Annotated in this window: 18 protein-coding genes; 7 read left to right on the top strand and 11 right to left on the bottom strand. The window is 44.9% G+C overall.

The window, feature by feature from the left end:
- Positions 1 to 157: 157 nt before the first annotated feature.
- The 7 genes from ABXR35_RS04750 to rpiA form a co-directional block, all read right to left on the bottom strand.
- Positions 158 to 1,900: an ATP-binding protein gene (locus tag ABXR35_RS04750; RefSeq protein ID WP_367056158.1), complete on the bottom strand. Its 1,743-nt coding sequence runs from the start codon at positions 1,898 to 1,900 to the stop codon at positions 158 to 160.
- Positions 1,901 to 1,931: 31 nt separating this feature from the next.
- Positions 1,932 to 3,011 carry a cobalamin B12-binding domain-containing protein gene (locus tag ABXR35_RS04745; protein ID WP_367056155.1) on the bottom strand — a complete coding sequence of 360 codons (1,080 nt, stop codon included), beginning with the start codon at positions 3,009 to 3,011 and terminating at the stop codon, positions 1,932 to 1,934.
- A gap of 28 nt (positions 3,012 to 3,039) precedes the next feature.
- Complete coding sequence (locus ABXR35_RS04740) at positions 3,040 to 3,345, bottom strand: antibiotic biosynthesis monooxygenase family protein (protein ID WP_367056152.1); 306 nt, start codon at positions 3,343 to 3,345, stop codon at positions 3,040 to 3,042.
- A gap of 713 nt (positions 3,346 to 4,058) precedes the next feature.
- Entirely contained in the window at positions 4,059 to 5,615 is a 1,557-nt protein-coding gene (locus ABXR35_RS04735) for an ABC transporter substrate-binding protein (RefSeq protein WP_367056149.1), read from the bottom strand.
- Between the two features lie 322 nt (positions 5,616 to 5,937).
- The gene (locus tag ABXR35_RS04730) at positions 5,938 to 6,414 is read right to left on the bottom strand and encodes a MarR family winged helix-turn-helix transcriptional regulator (protein WP_367056146.1); all 477 of its coding nucleotides are present in this window, start codon (positions 6,412 to 6,414) and stop codon (positions 5,938 to 5,940) included.
- Between the two features lie 253 nt (positions 6,415 to 6,667).
- Positions 6,668 to 7,294 carry an FMN-dependent NADH-azoreductase gene (locus tag ABXR35_RS04725; RefSeq protein WP_367056143.1) on the bottom strand — a complete coding sequence of 209 codons (627 nt, stop codon included), beginning with the start codon at positions 7,292 to 7,294 and terminating at the stop codon, positions 6,668 to 6,670.
- 269 nt (positions 7,295 to 7,563) lie between these two features.
- Positions 7,564 to 8,241, bottom strand: coding sequence for a ribose-5-phosphate isomerase RpiA (gene rpiA / locus ABXR35_RS04720; RefSeq protein ID WP_367056140.1), 678 nt, complete (start codon positions 8,239 to 8,241; stop codon positions 7,564 to 7,566).
- A 241-nt stretch (positions 8,242 to 8,482) separates the two neighbouring features.
- On the opposite strand from rpiA, the gene ABXR35_RS04715 reads away from it, so the two are divergent.
- The 4 genes from ABXR35_RS04715 to ABXR35_RS04700 all read left to right on the top strand — a co-directional run bounded on the left by ABXR35_RS04715 (position 8,483) and on the right by ABXR35_RS04700 (position 16,405).
- Positions 8,483 to 8,680, top strand: a complete 198-nt coding sequence (locus ABXR35_RS04715) for a hypothetical protein (protein WP_367056137.1) — start codon at positions 8,483 to 8,485, stop codon at positions 8,678 to 8,680.
- 471 nt (positions 8,681 to 9,151) lie between these two features.
- The gene (locus tag ABXR35_RS04710; protein WP_367056134.1) at positions 9,152 to 10,909 is read left to right on the top strand and encodes a methyl-accepting chemotaxis protein; all 1,758 of its coding nucleotides are present in this window, start codon (positions 9,152 to 9,154) and stop codon (positions 10,907 to 10,909) included.
- Positions 10,910 to 11,129: 220 nt separating this feature from the next.
- Entirely contained in the window at positions 11,130 to 14,867 is a 3,738-nt protein-coding gene (locus ABXR35_RS04705) for a non-ribosomal peptide synthetase family protein (protein ID WP_367056131.1), read from the top strand.
- A gap of 326 nt (positions 14,868 to 15,193) precedes the next feature.
- Positions 15,194 to 16,405, top strand: coding sequence for a S8 family peptidase (locus ABXR35_RS04700; RefSeq protein WP_367056128.1), 1,212 nt, complete (start codon positions 15,194 to 15,196; stop codon positions 16,403 to 16,405).
- A 237-nt stretch (positions 16,406 to 16,642) separates the two neighbouring features.
- Here the strand turns inward: ABXR35_RS04700 and ABXR35_RS04695 are convergent, their stop codons facing one another.
- The 4 genes from ABXR35_RS04695 to ABXR35_RS04680 form a co-directional block, all read right to left on the bottom strand.
- A complete protein-coding gene (locus ABXR35_RS04695; protein WP_367056126.1) occupies positions 16,643 to 17,431 on the bottom strand; it encodes a hypothetical protein in 789 nt (262 codons plus the stop codon).
- A 317-nt stretch (positions 17,432 to 17,748) separates the two neighbouring features.
- Positions 17,749 to 19,137, bottom strand: a complete 1,389-nt coding sequence (fumC, locus tag ABXR35_RS04690; RefSeq protein WP_367056124.1) for a class II fumarate hydratase — start codon at positions 19,135 to 19,137, stop codon at positions 17,749 to 17,751.
- Between the two features lie 180 nt (positions 19,138 to 19,317).
- On the bottom strand, positions 19,318 to 19,992 hold the full coding sequence (locus tag ABXR35_RS04685; protein WP_367056121.1) for a uracil-DNA glycosylase: 675 nt from the start codon (positions 19,990 to 19,992) through the stop codon (positions 19,318 to 19,320).
- A gap of 277 nt (positions 19,993 to 20,269) precedes the next feature.
- Positions 20,270 to 21,151 carry a methyl-accepting chemotaxis protein gene (locus ABXR35_RS04680; RefSeq protein WP_367056118.1) on the bottom strand — a complete coding sequence of 294 codons (882 nt, stop codon included), beginning with the start codon at positions 21,149 to 21,151 and terminating at the stop codon, positions 20,270 to 20,272.
- A gap of 635 nt (positions 21,152 to 21,786) precedes the next feature.
- Here ABXR35_RS04680 and fsa point away from each other — a divergent pair.
- The 3 genes from fsa to ABXR35_RS04665 all read left to right on the top strand — a co-directional run bounded on the left by fsa (position 21,787) and on the right by ABXR35_RS04665 (position 24,489).
- Positions 21,787 to 22,467, top strand: coding sequence for a fructose-6-phosphate aldolase (gene fsa / locus ABXR35_RS04675; RefSeq protein ID WP_367056115.1), 681 nt, complete (start codon positions 21,787 to 21,789; stop codon positions 22,465 to 22,467).
- Positions 22,468 to 22,637: 170 nt separating this feature from the next.
- Positions 22,638 to 23,072, top strand: a complete 435-nt coding sequence (locus ABXR35_RS04670; protein WP_367056112.1) for a MarR family winged helix-turn-helix transcriptional regulator — start codon at positions 22,638 to 22,640, stop codon at positions 23,070 to 23,072.
- A gap of 103 nt (positions 23,073 to 23,175) precedes the next feature.
- Entirely contained in the window at positions 23,176 to 24,489 is a 1,314-nt protein-coding gene (locus ABXR35_RS04665; RefSeq protein ID WP_367061178.1) for an MFS transporter, read from the top strand.
- The last annotated feature ends 213 nt before the right edge of the window (positions 24,490 to 24,702 follow it).

Raw genomic sequence — 24,702 nt, 5'->3', positions numbered from 1 at the left:
TACGATCATCAAGCAAAGATGAGATTCGTTTCTGTATGCCCAGCTATTCTAATGAAGCAAGTCACTTACCGATACGCAAACAAAAAACCTGCATGCAATGTTCCTGCATACAGGTTTACGTTTTATATTTATATCTATACTCCATCATCAAATGACTTTAGATAACCAGCTGTTCCAGTTCCAAGCGCGCGCGTTCATACGCTGGAAACAATGATTCTATAATAGCTGGTACACCGTTCAAATCACCTGTACGTGCTTTGCGTTCAATCTCTGCAAGCAACTGGGAAAAGTGATTAACTCCAATACTCAGACTGCCCGATTTCAATTCATGAGCGGCTTCCGCCAATGCCTGTGCATTTTGCTCCATGCTTAATTGATGCAATCGATCCAGTTTGGCTGGTGTTTCGGTTTGGTACATTTCCACCAGTGTACGCAGTACCTCAGGATCTCCATCATCATTCAGCTCGATGATCTCCTGAATCACTTTCATATCCAGCACCATTTCGGTCATACCGATAGCCGGTAGCCATTTATGCAGAATCTTAGTCAGACTTTCCAGATTCACAGGTTTGGTCAAAATATCGTCCATGCCTACTTCCAGACAGCGTTGACGATCTTCGGGACTAGTATTGGCAGTCAGCGCAATAATCGGCACCGGATGCCGAACTCTCATTCGCTCCATTTCCCGAATTTTGCGAGTGGCTTGGAATCCGTCCATCACTGGCATCCGGTTATCCATCAGCACCATCGCATACTCCTGCTGCTGAAACACCTCTAGCGCCTCCTGACCGTTAACAGCCATATGGATATTGCGCATGCCCATCTTTTTCAATTGCAGCTGAATCACTTGACTGTTGATCGGATTATCTTCAACGATCAGAATATGCTGATCCGTTGCTTTAATTGCAGATACGGATGAAGCGTTCTGTGCTGATGAATACTCCTGCAATCCATCTCCAGCACCGACAGATGCCGGTTTTGCGCCCACTTTTGGACTTTTCTTCAGTGGAATATCAAACCAGAAGGTAGATCCTTTTCCTGTATCGCTTTTCAAATCAATCGTTCCTTCCATTAGTTCCACCAACGATTTGCAGATCGACAGACCAAGTCCTGTTCCCTCCACATTATGTTGTTGTGGATGGTCCGCCTGTGCATAAGGCTGGAACAGGTTTTTCTGCTGGTCCGGTGCAATACCGATCCCCGTATCTGAAACCTCAATGTGCAGAACCTGTAGATTTGCACGGTTTTCCTTGAGTTGAATACTGATCTCGATTTTGCCATTGCGTGTGAATTTATTAGCGTTATTGATTAGGTTCAATAAAATCTGGCGGATTCGTCCGCCATCCCCGATCAGATCGCTTTCCACACGATAATCAATAAATGCAGAGATTGTATTTTCATTCTCATTGGCTTTCGGTTCAATCAGACGGATAATATGATCCAGCAACAGGCGCATATTGATAATGCCTTCCTGCAACTGCATTTTGCCTGCCTCCATCTTAGACAAATCCAGCATATTGTTAATCATGTTCAGTAGCAGCTCCGCAGATTCCTGAATTAACATCACGGAGCGCTTCTGTTCCTCGGTCAAATCAGAAGCTAGCAAAATCTCAGCCATCCCGATCACACCATTCATCGGTGTACGAATCTCATGTGTCATGATGGCTAGAAAGCGAGCACGAGCTTGATTCGCCTGCAACGCTTCCTCAGTTGCAGCTTCCAGCTCGGCGTTACTTTTGGCAAGCAAACGCTGCAAATTCACCAATTCATTGTTCATAGCTGAGAATTCGGACAGCGCTTGTTCTTCCTGGTGCTTACTCTGGATAATTTGGTGGGAAAGATCTTCAATTGTTTTGCGCAAAACCATGATCTCATGCTCTGCATTCATCATTGCCTTCATCTTCCCTTCCCCATATTCTGCTGAACGCCGGCTATTGCTGCCGCGCAGCAGGTACCAGAGTATCAGCCAGTTGAATCGCTTGATCCGCATCCGGTGCGTAACCGTCAGCTCCAACTAGCTTCCACAGCTGACGATCTATATTAAATGGCAGTCCGCCGACAATAATCTTGATGCCGGCTGTATGCTCATTACTGCGAATATTGGCGATCAATTCCTGTACCAGATGCACATGGAATGTCATAGTTGCCGAAATAGCGATCAGATCGGCTCGATAACTTACAATGGATTGAAGCAAACTGTGATCGGGCACATTCGCACCCAGATAGTACGTATCCCAGCCTTCCATTTCAAAAAAATCGGTTAACATCCGAATTCCCATCTCATGCTGTTCGTTGCCGACACAAGCAGAGACAAGGCGGCGTGTACTGCCCTTTTGATGAGCAGCCAGCCAGTACGGGTACAGTCGGGACATGATACTCTGGGTTGCGGCGGTGCAATAATGCTCCTGCGCCACATTGATACGGCCAAGCTGCCATAAGCGTCCCACTTCATACTGTGCAGCTTGAAAAATATGCATATAAATTTGCTTGATCGGCACATCATGTTCAAGCAGTTGAACAATACCTTCATACGCTAGCTTGCGATCTGTGGCGATGAGCCGCTCCAGATAGAGCGCTGCCTCATTGCCAAACGGCGCAAGCTCCGATATATAAGAGACCTCGGGCTGCTCGGCGGCTACGTGATCAATCCCCATATCCAGATATTGAAGCACATGCTGCTTGTCGCTATGATCGAAATGATCTTGCAGCACCCGACGAATCGCCATCAGATTGACGACTAGGTCCTCACGAGTGACTCGATAACCGCTTAAAAGCAATTTGAGCCAAGAGATATAGTGCATGAACAGCGCAGGGCTTCTCATAAGTACACTTTCCGCCAGATAACTGAGGCTGTACAAAGAATCCTGTTTCGTTCTGTCTCTACCCTTGGCTCCAAAACGTTGATACAAATCCGGCTGTTTCAGGTATTGCATCATCGTTACCTGCTCTGCCAGTCGGTCCGCCTGTATAATTAATTGTTCGCCTGCTGTTCCCTTTTCCTGTAAAGCCATCAGCGGACACCTCCCGTTCTAACGGGAACTACTCCGCACGCACCAGATAACGTTTCACAGTAGGCTTAATATCTGTTAACTCCCGATCCGGGTATTGACGTTCCAGCGTATGAATGCGCTGAAAGTCGGCACTTTTCACCCAAGCAAGATAATGGTCTTTACTTTGCCAGGTCATTTGTACAATAAGTTCACCCGATGTGATTTCACTCTGAAGAAGTTGAAAAGATACAAATCCCGGCTGCTGATCCACTATTCTGCTCCGGTCACGGTAAATCTGAACGACATCTTCCGTTTTGTTGTCCGGCACCTGAACAATGGACTGCACGATATACACGAAGTAAATTCCCTCCAATCCGACTTTTCAACCGAAGAAAAGTGGATATATCTTCCCCGGCTATGTGATCACCGGCAGTATGATTATAAGTTCGATCGTTGTCAACTGCATGCAGTCAACGTTTGGTTCTGTTAGTGAAATTTTCCCACACATTAGAATATTAAGCAAGTTTTATACCCCAAATGCTGTCGGAAAACTCAAATTTTGTTGATTTATCATCAGGATGCCAGATGAAATGACGAAAGGCTTGTAAAACCCAACATACAAACCGTATCAGTCTTAGCTTATACCACATAAATATGCAGTAGGCGACAGGTGTTTCGTACACAAAGCCATAAAAAAGCCCGACCACATAGACACAGCTATTGTCGGGCGCATTTTCTGTTTCCGTGTCGCCCTACTATAAACCTTCTAAGGCAAACATTCAAGGTTAAATTCCCAAAAAGCTTTGTTCCTTTTTGAGTTGAAGTTCATAAAACGCGTTACCACAGGGCTTGAACGTTTACTACTTTATGCTTGAACGATTACTGCTTACTGAATGAGTCGTATGATATGTTCCTTCGCAGAAGAACAGTTTACGATATACAGATCATTGAAGATGGAACGGCTCTCGTTCGGCTGTATGTATTGTGTATTATTATATAGAAGGAATTTTTTGACGAAGGTAGGCAAGGACTGCTCCAGAAGGTGATCATCCCTGCCCTGCTCGTTCATTATCTATTTACAGGCGTTATTTCATCTGCATAAAACATTTCATCACTGCGCGGTGCAAATGTGACACGATTGTCCATACCATATACACCTTCCATCTGGAACAAATATACTGCTGGGCGATCCTGCGCCAGAATCTGTTGCACGTCCTGATACTGCTTTTCACGTGATGCTGAATCCATATTAACAGCCGCTGCTTGCAGCAATTGCTCCACCTTGGGATTGTTATAATCCGTTTCCCCTTCTGCTTCCGATTTTAGATAGCGGATGTAGTTATTGGAAGCGTCGAATAACGAATTGCCAATGCCGATCATATATGCTTCCTTAAACGATTTGGAGCTATATCGTTCGCTGAATGCACCTGGTTCTAGCACATCCAATGTTGTTTGAAAGCCTACTTGATCTAGCATTCCCGCCACAACTTCGGCATATTCCTTATATTGCGACGATGCACTCATCGTAATCTGCGGTCCGCCCCTGCTATAACCTGCTTCCTGCAATAGCTGCTTTGCCTTCGCTGGATTATACAGCGTTTGCTTGTACAGCGATGAATCAGCGCCAAAGTTGCCGGGTGTAACCGACGTACGGGTCACCACACCTGCGCCCCCAGCAATGCTGTCCACTAGACTTTGCTTATCTATGGCAAGATCGATCGCTTCACGTACGTTTGAGTCGGCGGTCACACTACCATCACTCATACGCAAAATTAGCTGCAATACGCGCTGAATCGGTGTTTTCACGATAGACTTTCCTTTTGCCTGCTGAATACGCTTCACATCAGCTGCTGGAATGCTGGAAGCAATATCAATACTACCTGCCAGCAATTGGGATACACGAGTGGAGGATGCTGGAATGGTGCGGAATACCACTTCATCCCATTTGGGTGTATCACCGAAATAATCATCATTGCGCACCAGTTCTACACGGTCATCCTTAATCCATTGCTTGAATTTGTAAGGACCTGTACCGACTGGCTGCTTCAAAAATTGCTCCATACCATGTTCTTCAATATAATGAGATGGCAGAATGCCAGCACCCATTTTGCTCAAACGATTTAACAACAGTGGATCAGGACCATCCGTCACAATATCCACGGTATGATCATCCACAACTTTGACCTCAGTAATATTGTTAAAATAGGAATTTTGCTTGAGCGAGCTGTCTTTGGCGACACGTTCAAGCGTGTATTTGACATCAGCTGCCGTAAATGGATCACCGTTATGAAATGTTACGCCCTCGCGCAGTTGAAAGCGCCAAGTGTTATCATCCGTTTGTTTCCAAGAAGTAGCAAGTACCGGCACTTTCTTTTGATTGTTATCGTTTTTGAGCAAGTAGTCATACATATTCACTAGCACTGCTTCACTGGCAGTATTGTTGTTATTGTGAGGATCAAAGCTTTCTATATCTGTCGCTGTACCAATCGTCAGTATATTGCCAATGTCACCGCTGTTGCTCTGTGCGGAACTGTCATACCCCGATTGGCTGCCGCTACAGCCTGCCAGTACAATGACAAGGATCAACACCATCATACTGCTGCTAAACCATTTGGACGTTTGCATGTCCTTCACTCCCATACCTATCTATCTGTACTTCCTTACTGGATGACATCAGAATGAGCGCATGATTGATCTTAATCCGAATCAAGCATACTACCTCTAACCCCACCCGCTTTTCAATCTCTCTTTCTCTCTATTTTCTAAATGATATATAGTACAAATGCTAAACCATTTATAATGACGACAAAATATGACTTTTCCTTACTATACTCGCTCTGTTTCGAGCTGGTCAATCACTATTCATCTAAAATAGATAGGGATTATGTATACAATAAAATGCAAGTCAAATGAACAGAAAAAAAGCCCAACCGATAAATGCTATCGGTTAGACTGTTTTGTCCGCAGCTGCAAAGCCCAATTGCTTGAGCAGCGGGATGACAACCAGCTTCTCTTCCTGTGACAAGCCTGCCATCGCTTCCACGATTGCCTGCTTGTGTTGGTCAAAGATGCCTTCAAAGAATGAATTCCCCTGCTCCGTTAACTCGGCAAAAATAACACGGCGGTCATTGTCGCATGAACGACGGGCAAGCAGATTCTTTTTCTCCAGCTTGTCTACCACATAAGTGATGTTACCACTGGAAATGAGTACCTTTTGTCCGATCTTTTGCAGCGGCTGCGGATCTTCACTGTGGTACAGGAAGTCGAGCACGCCCAATTCCGTCGGATTTAGACCATAACTCTGTATATCGGCATTAATCAGTGATACCACTGACTGATAGGCACGCGATAAAACAGTCCACAGATGCAGCGATTCTTTCTCCACATCGTTGGCAGGAGCGGTTGTACGATTTGCCTGTTTCATAATAGGTCCCTCCCTCATGATGTTTGACGCCTGACGCACTGCATTGTTTCGCAGCACGTCAGGCGTCATTGCAATCGATGAATCTGATACTGAATACATCAGAAAATCAAGAATACCCTACATGTCTTACTTCGACATCTACACATGCAATTCCTTCCGGTTTCTCTGTCTGACTGATCGTATTCAAGTGAGAAGCAAAGATCATATTCAAGCATGGGAACCGTCGGATGACAAGCTCAAGCAGCAAGCAATCTTAGAATTGTTTTGCTGTTTCTTTCGCTTTTTCCAGACCTTCAGCAACGATTTGAGCTGCACGATCAGGGAATGCGTTGTGACCTTCGATCAGGAATTTCTCAACATCAGTAATGCCCCAGAATCCGAGCATCGAACGTACATAACGAACAGCCAGCTCAACGTCTGCGCCAGGGCCTTCGGAATATACACCGCCGCTTGCGTGCAGCAGCATTACTTTTTTACCGCCAGCCAGACCGACAGGACCTTCTGGAGTGTATTTGAATGTTTTACCTGCTTGGGACAGATAATCGAAGTACGTGTGCAGTACAGCAGGAACAGTGAAGTTCCACAGTGGGAATGCGATTACTACTTTTTCAGCTTCCAGGAATTGAGTCATGTAGCGGTTGATCAGATCAACAGCAGCTTGCTCTTCAGCGGATACTTCGATGCCTTGGGATGCTTTGAAGTTAGCACCGATAACGAACGCATCGTAGTAAGCTGGTTTTTCTTCAAACAGATCCAGTACTTGTACTTCATCTTCTGGATGGGAAGCTTTGTAGCTTTCCAGGAAGGCATCATACAATTGAACAGTGATCGCTTGATCAGCAGGACGGTTATTAGCTTTAACAAATAAAACTTTAGACATGGTATTCTCTCCTTTTAACCTGTACGTAAATTATGAATTAGTAAATCTTGATTTAAAGATAGTATAACAAAGCATATTTGTCAACTCCAAAATTGTGAACAATCCAGTGTCAGTCTGAGTGAACATACAATAAAAAGCCGAAAAATGTTCACACACCACATTTTCCGACTTTTTATATTGAGAAGACACACGATTCAACGACCCCTTCGGATAATGTAGCCGAATGAATCGTATGCTCATCTATCACTATTCATACTATTTCATGCCGCTTATCTGCCTGCGCGAAGCACTTCAATCGTCCCACTATTGTAAGCAACGATTACCGAGCTTGCCAGACCAATAAACAATCCGTTATCCACTACACCTGGGATGTCATTCAATACACGATGCATACGTGACGGATTCAGAATCTCTTTAAAATGACAATCCACCGTATAGTTGCCGTTGTCAGTAACGAACACTTCACCGCTCTCTGTTTTACGCAGCACAGGTGCGCCGCCCAGATTTTCCAGCTTCTCCATCGTCCATTCGTGGGCAAAGGTAACAACCTCGACTGGCAGCGGGAATGTACCTAATCGCTGTACGACCTTATTTTCTCCAGCAACGATCATCACCTGACGGCTTCTTGCAGCAACAATCTTCTCACGCAGCAGAGCGCCACCGCCACCTTTGATCAGATTCAGATCGGGATCTACTTCGTCTGCACCATCAATCGTCAGATCAATGATGCCTGCTTCCGCAAAAGGTACAATCGGAATAGACATCTCGCGTGCAAGCTTTTCCGATTCTACAGATGTAGCAACAGCACGAATGTTCAGCCCTTGCTGTACCCGTTCTCCCAGTTTGCGGATAGCATAGACTGCTGTCGATCCGGTCCCCAATCCTACCATCATTCCATCTTCTACCCAGTCTACCGCTTTTTCAGCAGCTAGCTGTTTAATATTCATGTCTTTTGCTCACTCCATCATCCAGATTTTTACCGATATCATCTAGTATATGATGCGTTACGCTTTCATAAATACCAAGATACGGTAAACGTTAACCCTGTATTATTCAAGCTTGCTTTGCCATATAACCGTCCAATTTGCCATTGTCCATAGATTTCATGATCCAATTGAACTATACTAAAACTGGCGAATATACGCAGTTACACATCCCACCCATTCCCATAACAAAGGAGTATACGCTATGAGAACTGAAAATCAGATCAAGGCGAAGCTGCACGAATTGAATGCTCAACAAACCAATCTCCGAACAAGACTTTCTACCCTCACTCCAGAAGTAGCTGAATACACTTCTCTAAATGAACAGCTTGTCCGTCTAGACGACATGTGTCTCATGCTAGAATGGGTATTGGATCAGCCTCAGGGCAAGTATCATGCCTGAATAACGTCTACACCCCATTTTATCCCAACCATTTCAGAAATACAAAGGGAATCACCACACAAGGTCCGTTACAGCATCCGACACAATCCGTCACCAAAAAATTATTCAAGATGTTGTTTCAACATTCTATTTACGGGGTATAAGCTTATAGTCTTACAGTCCTAGTTTTAAAGACTTAGCTTTATCTCCTGATAATTTTTTATATCGCTATAACATAACACCTTACAATTTCCGACATATTAAGTTATGTGCTGCCGAGCGAAATTGAATTTTTTACTAGGTTCAGGCAAAAATTGGTTCAAGTACTTAATTATTACTTTTGTCTCAGCCCTAATAAATGATTCTAAATACCTAATTCGCTAAGGTGTGCAAAATGTCGGGAATGGCAAACCGATTGTCTCTATTGGCAGTCGAATTGCCATAGCGCCGAACGAAACGTATTTATCAATTAGATTACAGGAGTGAAGTTCATTGAAAAAACTAGGCAAACTGTCCTTCTTTGCAAAAAATCTGATCATCTCGGCAATGAGTATTATTTTGATTGGCGTTATTTTGCTTGTCAGCAGCTACTTTACCCAGAAAACGATTTTGATTGATCAGCTTCATGGGCAGATCCAAGCGGTTACGGATACTTTTGCTCAGGGCATTACCACTCAACAGGTTGAACAAGCAATGGCTGAAAAAAGCTATGAAGGTCCAGTACAAAGTGAATTGCGCGCATATCTCGACAATGTAAACAAATACAATCCGAATATCGCACAAGCTTATGTATTCGGTACGGAACTTCAGAATGGTAACGGCACACAGCTGGTTGCAGTTCCAACCAAACTGATGGAAGCCCTCAAAGAAGGTAAGGTCAATATCGGCGACATGTACGAACAGCCGCAAACGATCGTTGAAGGTGTTCAGGAAATGCTGAAAACCGGACAGACTACCTTTACGAGTTTTTACAGTGACGATTTTGGACTGTGGACCACAATCCTTTATCCGATCAAAGATTCCAATGGTAAAATCTTTGCTTACTTCGGTGTAGATGCCGATGCAAGTGCAGTTCCAGACGGTTTGCACGAGCTGCTTGTTCGCGGAATTACCATTATGGTGATCTTCCTTATTCTGATCTTTATCGTTCAGTTCTTCATCGTTCGCCGTACACTCTCCCCGATTCGCGAACTGATTCGCGGGATTGAAGAGGTGAGCAAAGGAAATCTGGATACTCATATCAAAACCGGTAAAGACGATCTCGGTATCATCAACCAGAAATTCAACGATATGGTTGCGAAAATGAACAGCGTTATCGTGAATGTTCAATCCGCTTCCAAACAAGTTACCGAATCCGCCAAAATGCTGATGGATAGCGCTTCTGACCACAGCAGCCGCTCCTTGACACTGGCAAACAATGTACAAGACATCGCGGATGGCATGAAATATCAGGAAGCAGCTACCGAAGAAACAGCCAAATCCATGAGCGAAGTATCGACAGTAATCAACACGATTGCCAAGAACTCCTCTACCGTTTCCGATGAAGCCTATGCGATGGAACAAAAATCCGCGCAAGGGAATCAAATCGTATCAAAAGTAACCGACCAGATGACCCTGATCTCCGATTCCGTGCACGAAACTGCCAAAGCAGTCGATCTGCTGGAAAGCCGTTCCCAAGAAATCGGCAACATTCTGGGCATCATTACAGGCATCTCCGGTCAAACCAATCTGCTAGCATTGAATGCTTCGATTGAAGCAGCACGTGTTGGTGAGCATGGTAAAGGTTTTGCAGTTGTAGCAGGTGAAGTACGCAAGCTAGCGGAACAATCCGCCGATTCGGCTAATCAAATCAGCACATTGATCGCCGAAATTCAGTCCGAGATTCAAAATGCCGTAACATCGATGAAAAAAGGAACCTTGGAAGTGGAGCACGGAATGTCCATCGCCAATCAAACCGGCTTACTGTTTGCAGATATTCATGATGCAACCAAAAAAGTAACCGAGCAGATTCAAGATATCTCCAGTGCAACGCAACAAATCTCTGCTGGTACAGAAGAGATGACAGCTACTGCCGACAGCCTAAAAACGACAGCAGCTACTGCAGCAGCCAACAGTGCCAAAGTATCCGAAAACTTGGAAGGTCAAAAAGCAACGGTTCTTTCTACCTCCGATGCTGCCAACCAACTTTCCACTATGGCTGAACAGTTGCAAGAACTGATTTCCCATTTCCACGTACGTAAAATCGATTAATTTCGAGTTCATCCAATATTCAAATTCATCTGATATTTTCTGGTCATCGGGAGAGACAATGAACTGCGTCATGCAGTCTCATTGACTCTCCTCCGGTTTCCGGGAAAATGCGGTACTTTTGTAAATTATACTGAAAAACCTTGTAAACAACGCAACTCTCTTTTCAACTGTGCTCAGACAACCTACAGTTTTACAACTTCAATTTTAAGGAGAGATCATTATGTCCCCATCTGAAAATAGCCGTTCGTCCCATGTTCCTCTACAGCTGCCTGCCTTGCAGATTCCGCTTGATCATGCCCGCCAGCATCAGAAGGGTACATTTGCTATTCACCGCTTTGATCTAGGTCCTGTAATTGCCGGGTATGTAAACAAATTAGAACCCGGTTTACAGCAGCAAAGTATTTTGCTTGCTGCCTATCTTGGCTGGATGTATCGTTTATCCGGTGAATATGAAACTGCCGCCCTGTTCGCTTCAACAAAAGGTATGATTCCGGTCTATGCTTCGTTTGAAGAAGAATCTTCGTTTGAAAGTACGGTTCAGCATGTATATGCACAGCTGTCTCAGGCTCAAGCCGGTCAGCGTGTACAGAGTGAGACTATATTCAGCTTTGGACAAACGATTCCCGCACAACCTGGACAGATTATTAACTGGGCAATTGAGCCTCATCAGTCTTCTCTGACGATGGTTGTGGAATACAATGATTCTCTTTTTAAACCTTTAACGATTGCACGTTTCTCCGCTTACTACATTCGTTTGCTGGAAGGATTGCTTACTCATCCTGAATTACCGGCAGGCGGAATTGATATTCTCAATGCCGAAGATGAAGTGTTATACAATGCACTTAACCATACAGCTGCACCCTACAATACCGAATTGACTTTCCATGGCGCGTTTGAGCAGGCAGCAGATCAATACTCTGATCGCCATGCTATTAGCTACCGCAATACCACCCTTACCTACCGTCAACTGAATGAACAAGCCAATCAGATCGCTCACTTGCTGTTGAATAAAGGTTTGCAGCGCGGTGAATTTGTAACGATGTTCTTGGATCGTAGCTTGCACAGTGTCATTACGTTGCTAGGTATTATGAAAGCTGGCGGTGTATACGTACCCGTTGATCCTGCACATCCAGACGATCGGAATCACTATATCGTTCAAGATACGCGTTCTGCCTTTGTCATTACGCAATCCGAGCATTATCACAAAGTACATGAGCTGACAGCCGGTATCTCCACACTGCGCGGCGTCATCTCAATTGAATCGATTCGTTCGGATGCTCCAGCGAATATGCTGATCAATCCGCAAGCTGGTGCAGGTCCTGATGATCTGGCATATGTCATTTACACCTCAGGCTCTACTGGCAAGCCGAAAGGTACATTGATCGCACATGGCGGTGTGGTGAACCTTGGACAAATTTTGAAAGAACAATTTGAGATTGTGCCACAGGATATTATGGCGCAATTCGCTAGCTACAGCTTTGATGGCTCGGTTTGGGATACGATTGCTCCCCTGTTCCACGGTGCTCATATGTATATGCTTGATGCAGATGAGCGTGTATCGATTGAAGAATTTGCCGTAGCGATTGAACGTACACAGACAACAATCATTACTGCATTGCCAACTGTCTTCTTCAATCAACTATCCGCTTATCTATCGCCAGAAGGATATGCACGTCTGTCCAGCCTGCGCTTACTGGCTGTAGCTGGTGAAGCACTGTACGGCGAACGTGTACGTGCCTTCCAGCAAAATGTAGGCAAGCCAGTTCACGTTGTGAATGCGTATGGTCCAACGGAATGCACCGTATGCGCGACTATGCACAAAATTACAGAACCGCTGGCTGAGCACGTCGTTAACGTTCCAATCGGTCGTCCGATCCACAACTACGAAATCTTTATTCTGAATGATCAACTGATGTTATGCCCTGTTGGCGTACCCGGCGAAATGTACATTTCTACGGTAGGTATTGCCAAAGGCTATTTAAATCAACAGGATAAAACAGATGCTGCCTTTATTCCACATCCGTATGTGCAAGGTGCTAAATTGTATCGCTCTGGCGATCTGGCAAAATTGCTGTCCGACGGTACGATTGAATATGTCGGACGTCGTGATTCCCAGATCAAAATCAGAGGTCATCGGATTGAAATTGGTGAGATCGAAGATAATCTGAACAAATACGAAGATATTCAAGACGCTGTTGTTGTGGCGAAAAAGGATGCTTCGAATCAAAATATGCTGGTTGCCTACTTTACAACCCAAGACGGTAGTAAGCTATCTCCAGCAGCGATCAAGCAATTTCTGGCAGACCGTTTGCCATCTTATTTTGTACCGAAATTTGTATGCCAGCTGGATGCGATTCCTATCTCGCCAACCGGCAAAGCGGAACGTAAACGGCTAATCGGCTATCCGAATACAGAGCTGGCTGAACAACCAGCAGGTTATGTAGCGCCGCAAACCGAGACCGAACAGCGCATTGCTGATGCGTGGTCAGAGGTGCTAAATCGTGAACATATCGGTATTCAGGATGATTTCTTTGCGATCGGTGGCGACTCACTCCATGTGATTCACGTATTGACTCTGCTCAAGCCACACTATCCGTCTTTGAAAATCGCAGACTTCTTTGATTGCAAAACGATTGCTGCATTGGCAACCAAAGCAGCATTGCCAGGCGGCGGACAAGCAGAATTGCTGCCATTCACTCCATCCGGTGAATTGATTGATCTGGTGGAATACCCTGAACAGATGGCAACCTTTGAACCTGATACACTGCTTCCAGCTACAGGTGTACTCCTGACTGGGGCAACTGGTTATCTCGGTTCGTATCTGTTGTATGAATGGTTACATCGCAGTGAGGCACATATCTATGCCCTAGTGCGTAAATCTGGTAATGCCAGCAGCACGGATCGCCTCAAAGCAACGATGGAGCTGTATTTTGGACGCAGTATCCTGACTGGGTTTGATGAGCGGGTAACGGTAATCGAAGGAAATCTGGATCATCCTCGTCTTGGCTTGAGCGAAGAAGATTACAATCTAGTCAGCACGCGGATCGATTCCATTATGCACAGTGCTGCCGATGTTCGTCATTTCGGTGATAGCGATCATTTCCGCAAAACCAATATTCAATCCACCAGTGAATTGCTGAAGCTGGCAGGTATGCGTAAAGGCATTCGTTTCCATCATATCTCCACCATGGGAATTCCAGAAGACCTGTCACTAGAAGGCAAATGGCAGCAAGTGAAACAAACCGGTCTGTTGCCAGATGATCTGTACGCCGAAAATGTGTACACCAACAGTAAACTGGAAGCAGAAAAACTCGTGCTGCAAGCAGCAGAGCAAGGCATTCCAGTCAGCATTTACCGTGCGGGCAATCTGTCCAGTCATTCGTTTACAGGCAGCTTCCAACGCAATATCGACAGCAATGCGATGTATCGGATGATCAAAGCAATGCTGCTGCTGGGCAAGGCTCCTTCCGTCGAGCAATGGATGGACTTCACACCGATCGATTATGCAGGACGTTCCATTGTCCATCTGGCACTTCAATCGGATACAGCCGGACAGATCTTCCATATTTGCAATCCGCAACAGGTTCCATATTCACAGCTTATTGAGATTATCAATGCTGCTGGTTATCCGGTAGAGCTGATGCGTCCAGAGGCTTATAGTAACTGGTTACTGGATGCGTCGATCGACAAGCCAGCTGAAGCCTTACAACTGGCAATGGCTCAACTGGAAGGCGATGGTGCTCGCAATTCACCTTATCGTCTGGCGAACCCACGCACGCACGCGATTTTGGAAAAAGCAGACATTCAGTGCACACCAACAGATCTCGCATTCATGCGCGCTATGCTTACGTACGCTGTCGGTATCGGTTATTTCCCTGCTCCTACTCCGGTAGAGACTCCTATCGAAAACCAAGAGGATGCAGCGCCTGTCATCAACCAAATGTCATCCAATCTGTAAATAACGTTTTATACTACTGTACTCCGCATGTTTGATGTTCATACAAAAACGCCTCTGATCTATACAATCAGGGGCGTTTATATTCATTTAGAATGAAGATGGTACTTATCAAGAAACTCATTTACAATATACTAAGTAGGTATACACAAAACAAGCAAAATTACCGATATAAACTACATAATACGACAAAAAATTACATATTATATTAAATATTGATTTATTTGTCGAAAAAAGTTATAATTTATCAGGAAAAGGTGTTTTAACCCATTTAAAATGGTTAATTAGTTATAAGACTTATTACCCAAACATAAGGAGCAATTCAATTGATGAATATACGCAACACAGTAAAATCGTGGAAGACCGCAACGTTGTCGGCAGTACTTGCACTGCCTCTTTTAACAGCTATTATTATTCCAGCGACGATCCACCCTTCCCCTGCCGAAGCTTCCCAGCGTTATCTGGTTCAATATTCCACCAGCCAAGCAAAACAAGCTCTTACCACTGCTGCTGGTACAGCAACGACTCGTTTTTTCGATCATCTCAATATGGCGGCTGTTGATCTGACAGCTAGTGAAAAAGAACAGCTGTCCCATACAGCAGGTATCACTCGCATTGATTCTAATGAAAATTACCACGGTGCTGCCCAAGCATTTGCAGCCAATGTCAAAGCAATTACGGTCAAAGGAAATGAACAAGCATCTTGGGGATATGGTGCAGTCGATGCCCAGCTCGCTATGAACAAAAATTACACGGGTAAAGGCGTAAAAGTCGCTGTTCTGGATACAGGTATTTCTACCCACTCCGATCTGAAAATTGCTGGCGGTGTATCTCTTGTAGATTATACTTCTTCTTATGCAGACGATAACGGTCACGGTACATTCGTTGCTGGCGTAATCGGCGCACAGAATAATGGACAAGGGTTGATCGGCGAAGCTCCAGACGCAAGCATCTATGCTGTTAAAATTCTCGATACACAAGGTAACGGTTCGACTGAAGATCTCGCTAGCGGTATTAACTGGGCGATTCAGAACAAAATGGACATCGTCAACATGTCTATCGCTTTCCCACAGGACTCTCCAACCGTTGAACAGATGCTGCAAACAGCTCATAACCAAGGGATTCTGCTAATCGCAGCTGCTGGTAATAAAGGCACCACCGATACAACACAGGATACGATTGAATACCCTGCCAAATCCAGCTACGTCATGGCAGTCACTGCTGTCGACGACAATCTGGAGCGCGCTAGCTTCTCCGCTACAGGCGCTGAGGCTGATGTGGCTGCACCGGGCGATAATATCGTCAGCACGTCCAGTAATGGGCGTTACGAGCTGCGTGACGGTACTTCTGTAGCTGCACCATTCGTTACAGGTCTGGCAGCTACACTGAAACAAGCGTATCCACAGTTAACAAATGACCAACTTCGCCATCTGATCGAAGTGAACAGTATCGATCTGGGTACAACAGGACGCGACAATCTGTACGGCTACGGTATGGTCAGCTTCCAACACGTATTCGATCCGGGTGCAACTTCACGCTAATTCGCTTGATGTACTTGATCCACCGATAGACATTTTATATTCCATCTTAATTGTCATACTTTATCGTATAACTGGATAATATCGATCATCTATATTATAACGCAATCAAAAGGATGCCTTTCCTATTCGCTATGAACAGGAAAGGCATCCTTTTTTGTCGATCAACCAGTAAAGCTCTGTATCCGTATTTATATTCAAGCATAACACCTATACTTTACATATTGCTACAGATACGCTTTAAATTTCACTAACCGATACGCTGCGGCGCATCCATTGCAGCTCGTTATCCATAATCACATAATCTGTCCAGTTTAGATCCTCATTCACCCAGCGGTCATAATCACGAATCTGACGGTACAGACGCTCCAAGCTCAGCTCAGACGGCGAGGTCATTAATGTTTGCATCACAGGCAACAGCTGATCTGGCTTTTTGCGGGCATGTTCTAGCATATGTATCAGCGACTTATGCCCCGGATACAGCATTTCATTATGAGATAGAATCAAGCGACCACTAAACAGAATCATATTCATAACTGATTGATGCAGCAAATAATGCTCGTTGCTTTGCAGCGCTTTACGACATTCCTGATACCATGCCTCGAATTGGGCGTAGAATCGATTAATATTCGCCTGCTTCTGATGCAGCGGGAATTCGGTAATCTCGTTAATCATACTGCGCAACTCAGGCAGATGCGAGAAAACAATCACCGATCCCATAAAGGTAAACCGTGCCGGTTCGCTGCCGAAGCGTGCGACCTTCTCCATGTAGCTTGGCGAAATATACTTACCGTTAATGCCTCCACCATACTGCCCTTTCTCTGTCATATCTACTGCTCTATAGTGCAGGCATCCGCTTTGCAGACGCTCCTCAAATTCCTCATCCGAAACGACAATCATAACATCCAGTTCAGCTTCTGCTGCTGGTTCGCCGATCCCTTCCTGTCCTGTAAGCAGCAGGGCAAATACGGAAGGATCATGCTGCAAATGCTCGCTCAACTGCGACAGTTGCTCTGAAAAGATACTCATCAAAATCCTCCTTCAATACCAGCATTATTTAATTGATAATGATAACCATTATCAATTAGTGTATTCATTGTATAGCAGGATTTGGACTTTGGCAATAGATTGTGAGCAGATTGTGTCTTCGATCTTGCTAATGGGTGAGAATCGCGTCCTATATTTGTAACAAACACAGCAAAAACCGCCACTGGATAGAAGGCTTCCAGTGACGGTTGAATGGATAACAAAAGGAGTAGCAAGTAAAACAATCAAACAATTCTCCACCGGATTAGTCCTATTTTAGAGACATAAGGACAATACGATGGCAATCGTACGATTGTAATTTAGGCTTTCGGATGGATCATTTTGGATGGCACAACGTACTCATCGAATTGTTCCTCGGTCAGCAGACCACTTTGCAGGGCTGCTTCGCGCAGAGACAACCCTTCCTTGTGCGCATGTTTAGCGATTTTGGCGGCATTCTCGTAACCGATGTACGGGTTGAGCGCTGTAACCAGCATCAATGAGTTGTCGAGGTTATACTGGATTTTATCGACATTGGCTTCGATTCCAACTGCGCAATGCTCATTGAACGACAGAATAGAATCCGTCAGCAAACGAACCGATTGCAGGAAATTGTAGATGATTACCGGCTTGAATACATTCAGCTCAAAGTTACCTTGGCTGGCAGCAAAGCCAATTGTCGCATCATTCCCCATCACCTGTGTGACAACCATCGTCATCGCCTCAGATTGCGTTGGGTTTACTTTACCCGGCATGATGGAACTGCCTGGCTCGTTGGCTGGAATCGTCAATTCACCTAGACCACTGCGCGGACCACTAGCGAGCCAGCGTACATCGTTAGCGATCTTCATGAGATCGGCTGCCAGTGCTTTCAATGCACCGTGTGCATACACCACTTCGTCATGACTTGTCAGCGCGTGAAATTTATTCGGTGCAGAGCTGAACATTTTGCCTGTGAGACCAGCGATATTTTCCGCTACCAAACGACCGAAGTCTGGATGCGCATTGATACCTGTACCAACAGCTGTACCGCCGATTGCCAGCTCTTTCATCTCACCTACACTGTTCAAGATCATACGGCTTGTTTTGTGCAGCATCGCTTCCCAGCCGCTAATTTCCTGACCAAGCGTCAGTGGCGTCGCGTCCTGCAAGTGCGTACGACCGATTTTGATCAGATTCATAAATTCTTTGGATTTTGCCATCAGCGTTTCCTGTAATGTGCTGATTGCAGGCAGTAGATCGTTCTCTACCGCTAATACGCCAGCTACATGCAGCGCAGTTGGGAATGTATCGTTGGAGCTTTGCGACATGTTCACATCATCATTCGGATGCAAACGGTCGCTTTTGCCATCCTGTTCAAGCAGTTGGTTACCACGATGCGCAATCACTTCATTAACGTTCATATTGGACTGCGTACCACTACCTGTTTGCCATACTACCAGCGGGAAGTGTTCATCCCATTGACCGCTCAGAATCTCGTCGGCTGCTTTGACAATCGCTTGCGTTTTGTCAGCGGATAGCTTGCCCAGTTGTTCATTCGCCAGAGCGGCGCTTTTTTTCAACATAGCAAACGCATAAATGACTTCAATCGGCATTTTTTCGCCACCGATTTTGAAGTTTTCTTTGCTGCGCTGAGTTTGTGCACCCCACAGCTTATCGGCTGGAACATTAATTTCACCAATCGTATCTTTCTCTACACGGTATTCCACTGAAAAATCCTCCTTTTGGATGAAATCATCGTTTGTATTTACCCTGTTCGTTATCGCCATTTAACCTTTATAATTGTAACGCTTACATTGTCCAAAATCCACCTGTTTTATACAAAATCGGTGGATCTTGATTCGCGTTTTGCAGAACGCTCTGCCAGCAAGGAATCTCTAACACAAGCTTCACTCCGGCACACACCAGTCGATAGGCTCTAGCCCTTGCGATTGCAAATATTCATTGGCACGCGAAAATGGCTTGCTACCGAAAAATCCCCGATGTGCCGATAACGGGCTCGGATGCGGCGACTTGATAATAAAATGCTTGCGAGTATCGATATTCGCCCCTTTGCGCTGCGCATGGCTGCCCCAGAGGATGAATACCGCAGGTGTATCGCGCTGATTGACTGCTTCAACCACACGGTCAGTAAACGTCTCCCAGCCCTTATTCTGATGCGAGGCAGCTTGTGCACGACGAACCGTCAATACCGCATTAAGAAGGAGTACTCCCTGCTCTGCCCAGTGGGTTAGCGATCCGTGCGACGGCCCGGGGCAACCGATATCGTCGCGCAGCTCCTGATAAATATTATGTAACGATGGCGGGATCTCCACACCCGGCTTGACTGAGAAGCTAAGTCCATGCGCTTGTCCCGGTCCGTGGTATGGGTCCTGTCCAAGAATGACGACACGCGTCCCTTCTAACGGCGTATAGTGCAGCGCATTATAAATGTCGAACATATCGGGGTAGATCGTAGTGGAACGGTACTCCTCAGCCAGAAAGCGGCGCAACTCCTGATAATACGGCTTCTCCAACTCTGGTTCCAATACATCAGCCCAATCATTGCGAAAAATCTTGCTCATCCTGTACACTCCTTTCCCTATCCTTCTCCCTCCTGTTTATTATGAAAAAGAACATCCCTTCTGTCAAAAAACGGTGCCTACCCACTGCATTTCCCACCATTCCATGCAAAATTGTAGAAACCTACTCTCGGTAAGTGGAGATTCAGATCCCCATTATATATACATCCCTGCATGAAAAAGAGCCAATCCCTCATTATACGAAGGACTGGCTCTTTTATCATTCATCTATACTGTTACTGATTCAAACTCCTTGCAATCCGCCCTACAACAGCAGGGATTACAGACGAGACTTCAGGAAGCTATCCATAAATGTTTTGAAATCATGACTCACGTTATTTAGCTTTTCTACTAACGTGCTAAATTCGTTAACCAATTGTGCCTGTTCATTAGAGGAAGTCGCGATAGCAGAGATTTCTTTTTCCATTTGTAAAATGGACTGCTGCACACTGCCAAGCGAGCTTTCGATATTTTGCGTTGCATTTTTGGTATCGACCGACAGTTTACGTACTTCAGAAGCAACCACACCAAAGCCTGCACCTGCTTCGCCGACACGCGCGGCTTCAATGGCAGCGTTCAGACCGAGCAAATTGGTTTGCTCCGAGATTTCACGGATAAAGCCGGTAACTTGATTGACCTCTTTGGAGTTTTCTACCGCTTTACTTGTATTGCTCTGAATCTCTGACGTCGTCGCGGACAATTGCTGAGATTGCGCAGCGAGTAGCTGTACCATATCGCTAAGCTGCGTACTGATGCTTTCAATATCAATCGTGACATTGCTCATAAAATCATTGTGCTGCAATGTATATGCGGAAGCAATCGCTCCGACGATATTGCCATGCTTGTCTTTCAGCGGAACAGAGGTGGCATCCAACTCAAAGCCATACGCAGAAGCAGGAACACGGGTAACGCTGACAGTGCCGTTTTTGAGGGCATTGTTCAGGTTTGGATCATCGGATGAAATCGGTGTACCCGGACGCAGTCCCAAATCCAGCTGTTTGGCAGGTTTGTAATATTTGAATTCTTTTAGATCGGTTACACCCAGCATTAGGTCTTCCCCTACGACATACTCAAAATACTTCATGCACTCTATCACCATATCAACTACATTTACATCCTGCAACGCCGGATTGATTTCCGAACCCTTATAACCTTTTGTCATGTTTTATCACTCCCATAGATGTCGAACTCTTCCGTTTCGTTATATTGCACGCAAAAATCATGTATATCTCCATCATCCTATCTCTTATTTCGACAATATTTACTGCTTTGTGAATAGCTTACTTCTTTAAATAATGGAAATTTATATTTTTCACAATTTTTTAGTGTACAAAAAATAAAGATTGCTTCATGCAAACGATATGTTCTTGTGTCGATTTTGATAAATTCATTGTAAATGGCTCAAAAAATAAACATTCGCAAAAATATTTTTTTGGTCTTTTGAAAGACTCATTTTGACATTCATAATACGTTTTTCATACCATATCTAGTTTTATCATAAGATATAAAATCAACATATTGATGTGGGTTTATGTCTGGTTCATTGTAAAGTACAGGTTAAAGCTTGGCGCCCCCATTGTATGTACCTTTGAATTGTGGTAAAAACTAAGTATAAGCATTATTTTTAAAGCAATTTGTACGCACAAATAAACACAAGGTTTGGTGTGCAGATGTGGTCACAATTGGGTAATGTACACATAGGCATATTCAAACCGTGCAGTGAATGATGTAGCCGGCAAATTGCCATATGTTTAAAGCCATACCAAATGATATATATTATCGAGGAGGAACAGAGAGATGAAATTTTTCTTGGACACAGGTAACATTGAAGAGATTAAACGTATTGCCCGCCTGGGCATTGTGGATGGTGTAACAACCAACCCTTCCCTGATCGCCAAAGAAGGTCGTGTTTTCAAAGATGTAATCGATGAAATCTGCCAGATCATTGACGGTCCGGTTAGTGCCGAAGTTGTCAGCCTCGATGCAGAAGGCATGCTGAAAGAAGCGCATGAAATCGCAAAATGGGCACCAAACGTTGTTATCAAGCTGCCTATGACTGAAGAAGGTCTGTATGCTTGTAACCAACTGTCCAAAGAAGGCATCAAAACGAACGTAACGCTGATCTTCACACCTGCACAAGGTCTGATGGCTGCTAAAGCTGGCGCTACATTCATTAGCCCATTCGTTGGTCGTCTGGATGACATCGGTATCGACGGTATGCAACTGATCCGCGATCTGCGTCAAATTCTGGACACTTACGGTCTGAAATCCGAGATCATTGCAGCAAGTATCCGTAACCTGGAGCACGTAAGAGAAGCAGCACTGGCTGGTGCTCATATCTCTACTATCCCTGGTACACTGGTACCTACACTGTGGAAACACCCACTGACAGATAGCGGTATCGAGCGCTTCCTGAAAGACTGGGAAACTGTTCCACAAGCAAAAGAACAAGTAAAAGAAGAAGCTGGCTCCAAGTAAGCTGCTTTCACTATAGCGAACAACTATGAAACCACACACATAACGGGAATCGTACGATTCCCGTTTTTCTATTGCTAATTTTAGTTGTTTTAATTATAATTGCATTAACATCTATTTTTGTTGAACGGCAGAGATGGACATGTTCACTTCGATATAAAGGAGAACTGCATATGAATCATACGTATACCGAATTGAATTCGATCGGCTTTTTGCTAGGCAGCACGTACCGCAAGGTAAGCCATTCATTTGGTACCCGATTAAAGGAATTCGATATTACACCAGAGCAATGGAGTATTCTGTATCATCTGTGTATGCATGAAGGCATTAATCAAAAAGAGCTGGCTGCCTATGCGTTCAAGGATCAGCCTACGACGGCGCGTATTCTGGATGTGCTGCATCGCAAGCAGTTAATCTACAAAGAGATGGACCCGCAAGATCGGCGTGCTTTTCTGGTCTATCCCAATGATGCTGGACGTGCATTGATGGAAAAAGCATATCAAATCGAGACCCAACACAATGAGGAATTGGCTACATTGATGACGCCGGAGCAAATGGAGCAGTTGAGCGGATTGCTACGCGAATTGCGCTCAAAGCTGGACGAATAAACAACGAATACAGAAATACATTTGTTTTTCCTCAACCGAAACCACTTGAAAAACAGATAGAGAAATGGAGAGAATGCTTGTTATGGAACAAATGAAAAATAATATGATTCCTTCCCAAACCGCTGCACTGTCGGATGACAAACCGGCTGCCAAGTTATGGACTGGGGAATTTTTGGTGCTGACGGCGTGCAACTTGCTCGTCTTTTTGAATTTGCATATGATTTTATCTTCACTGCCGCTATATATGCGATCGCATTTTAATGCTGGTGACTTTTATGTCAGTCTATGTACTAGCTTGATGGCGCTGTCGGCGATTATTGCGCGGCTGTTCTCAGCTCGTGCGCTAGAGCTGGGCAAACGTAATGTAATTTTGTTCGGTGGTCTAGCGATTGCGCTGTTTGGTACAGTTGGATACTATTTCAGTGCTACGATTGTTGCATTGCTAGTGATGCGGGTTATTTTCGGCTTTGGCTTCGGGATGTACAGTACGACCTTTCCGACGATGGCTTCCGATATTATTCCGCGTAACCGTATGGGTGAGGGTATGGGTTACTTCGGTCTCTCCACTACCATTTCAATGTCGATCGGTCCTATGATCGGGATGTGGGTTGAAAAGCAATACGGATTTACACCACTTGTTGTGATCGGATCGATATTTATCCTCATCCTCTTCCCCCTTGCCTATCGTCTGATTAGCGGTAAGAAACGCAAACAGATGACACAGCAAGCTCAATTATCGAATCCTGCCTCTACCGCTCCACAAGGCACGAACTCGGCGCAAAATGATGTTGCAACAACTGCTGCATCCGATGCAGCGCGCAAGCCATCCAAATTTGAGAAAAAACTGCTGCTGCCAAGTTTGCTTAACTTTCTAATGTCGATCACGTATGGTGGTTTGGTCAGCTTTATCGCGCTGTTTGGTAGTGAAGCGCATATCGCCAATCCGGGTTACTTTTTCCTGTTTAATGCGTTGGCGGTTATTCTGATTCGCCCGTTTTCTGGTAAGCTGTATGATCGATTTGGTCCAAAATCGTTGTTGGTTCCGGGTGCTGTGTTACTGATCGCCGGATTGTTGCTATTGTCTCTCGCCCACTCTACACTTGGTCTGTTTGGTGCAGCACTCTGTTATGGACTAGGCTGGGGTGCCCTGCAGCCAACGATGCAAACGTGGATGATTCAGGTTGTCAATCCGCATCAACGTGGTATGGCAAATGGTATGTTCCTCAACTCGCTTGACCTCGGTGTCGCGCTGGGCGCAATGATTCTCGGTACGATTGCGAGTGCGACTAGCTATACGTCGATGTATCGGTATTCCGTTGTGTTTGTTGGACTGTATATTGTGATTGGTATCATTTATATGGTCAAAGCGAAAAAGACACCTGCACAAAGTCAATCCATTCATATCAAAGTAGATTGATTTGAAGTGAGTGCAATTCACATAACGAAAACAAGATGAAACCATAACAAATCAAGCCCGTTTCCCCTGCTATGTATAAAGGGAAAACGGGCTTGATTTGATGTTAGGGTGAAATGAAGTGATAGTGTTGTTATTGATAAGGTTTGTAGTTTGTATGGTGATGAATAGCAGCATACGCCTCAGCGATTATTCCTACCTGCAAACAAGCTGTTT

This window comes from Paenibacillus sp. JQZ6Y-1 (assembly GCF_040719145.1).
In the GTDB taxonomy this organism is placed as follows: Bacteria; Bacillota; Bacilli; order Paenibacillales; family Paenibacillaceae; genus Saccharibacillus; species Saccharibacillus kandeliae.
Note: the sequence above shows the minus strand (reverse complement) of the source record. Positions and strands in the feature narration are given on the sequence as shown.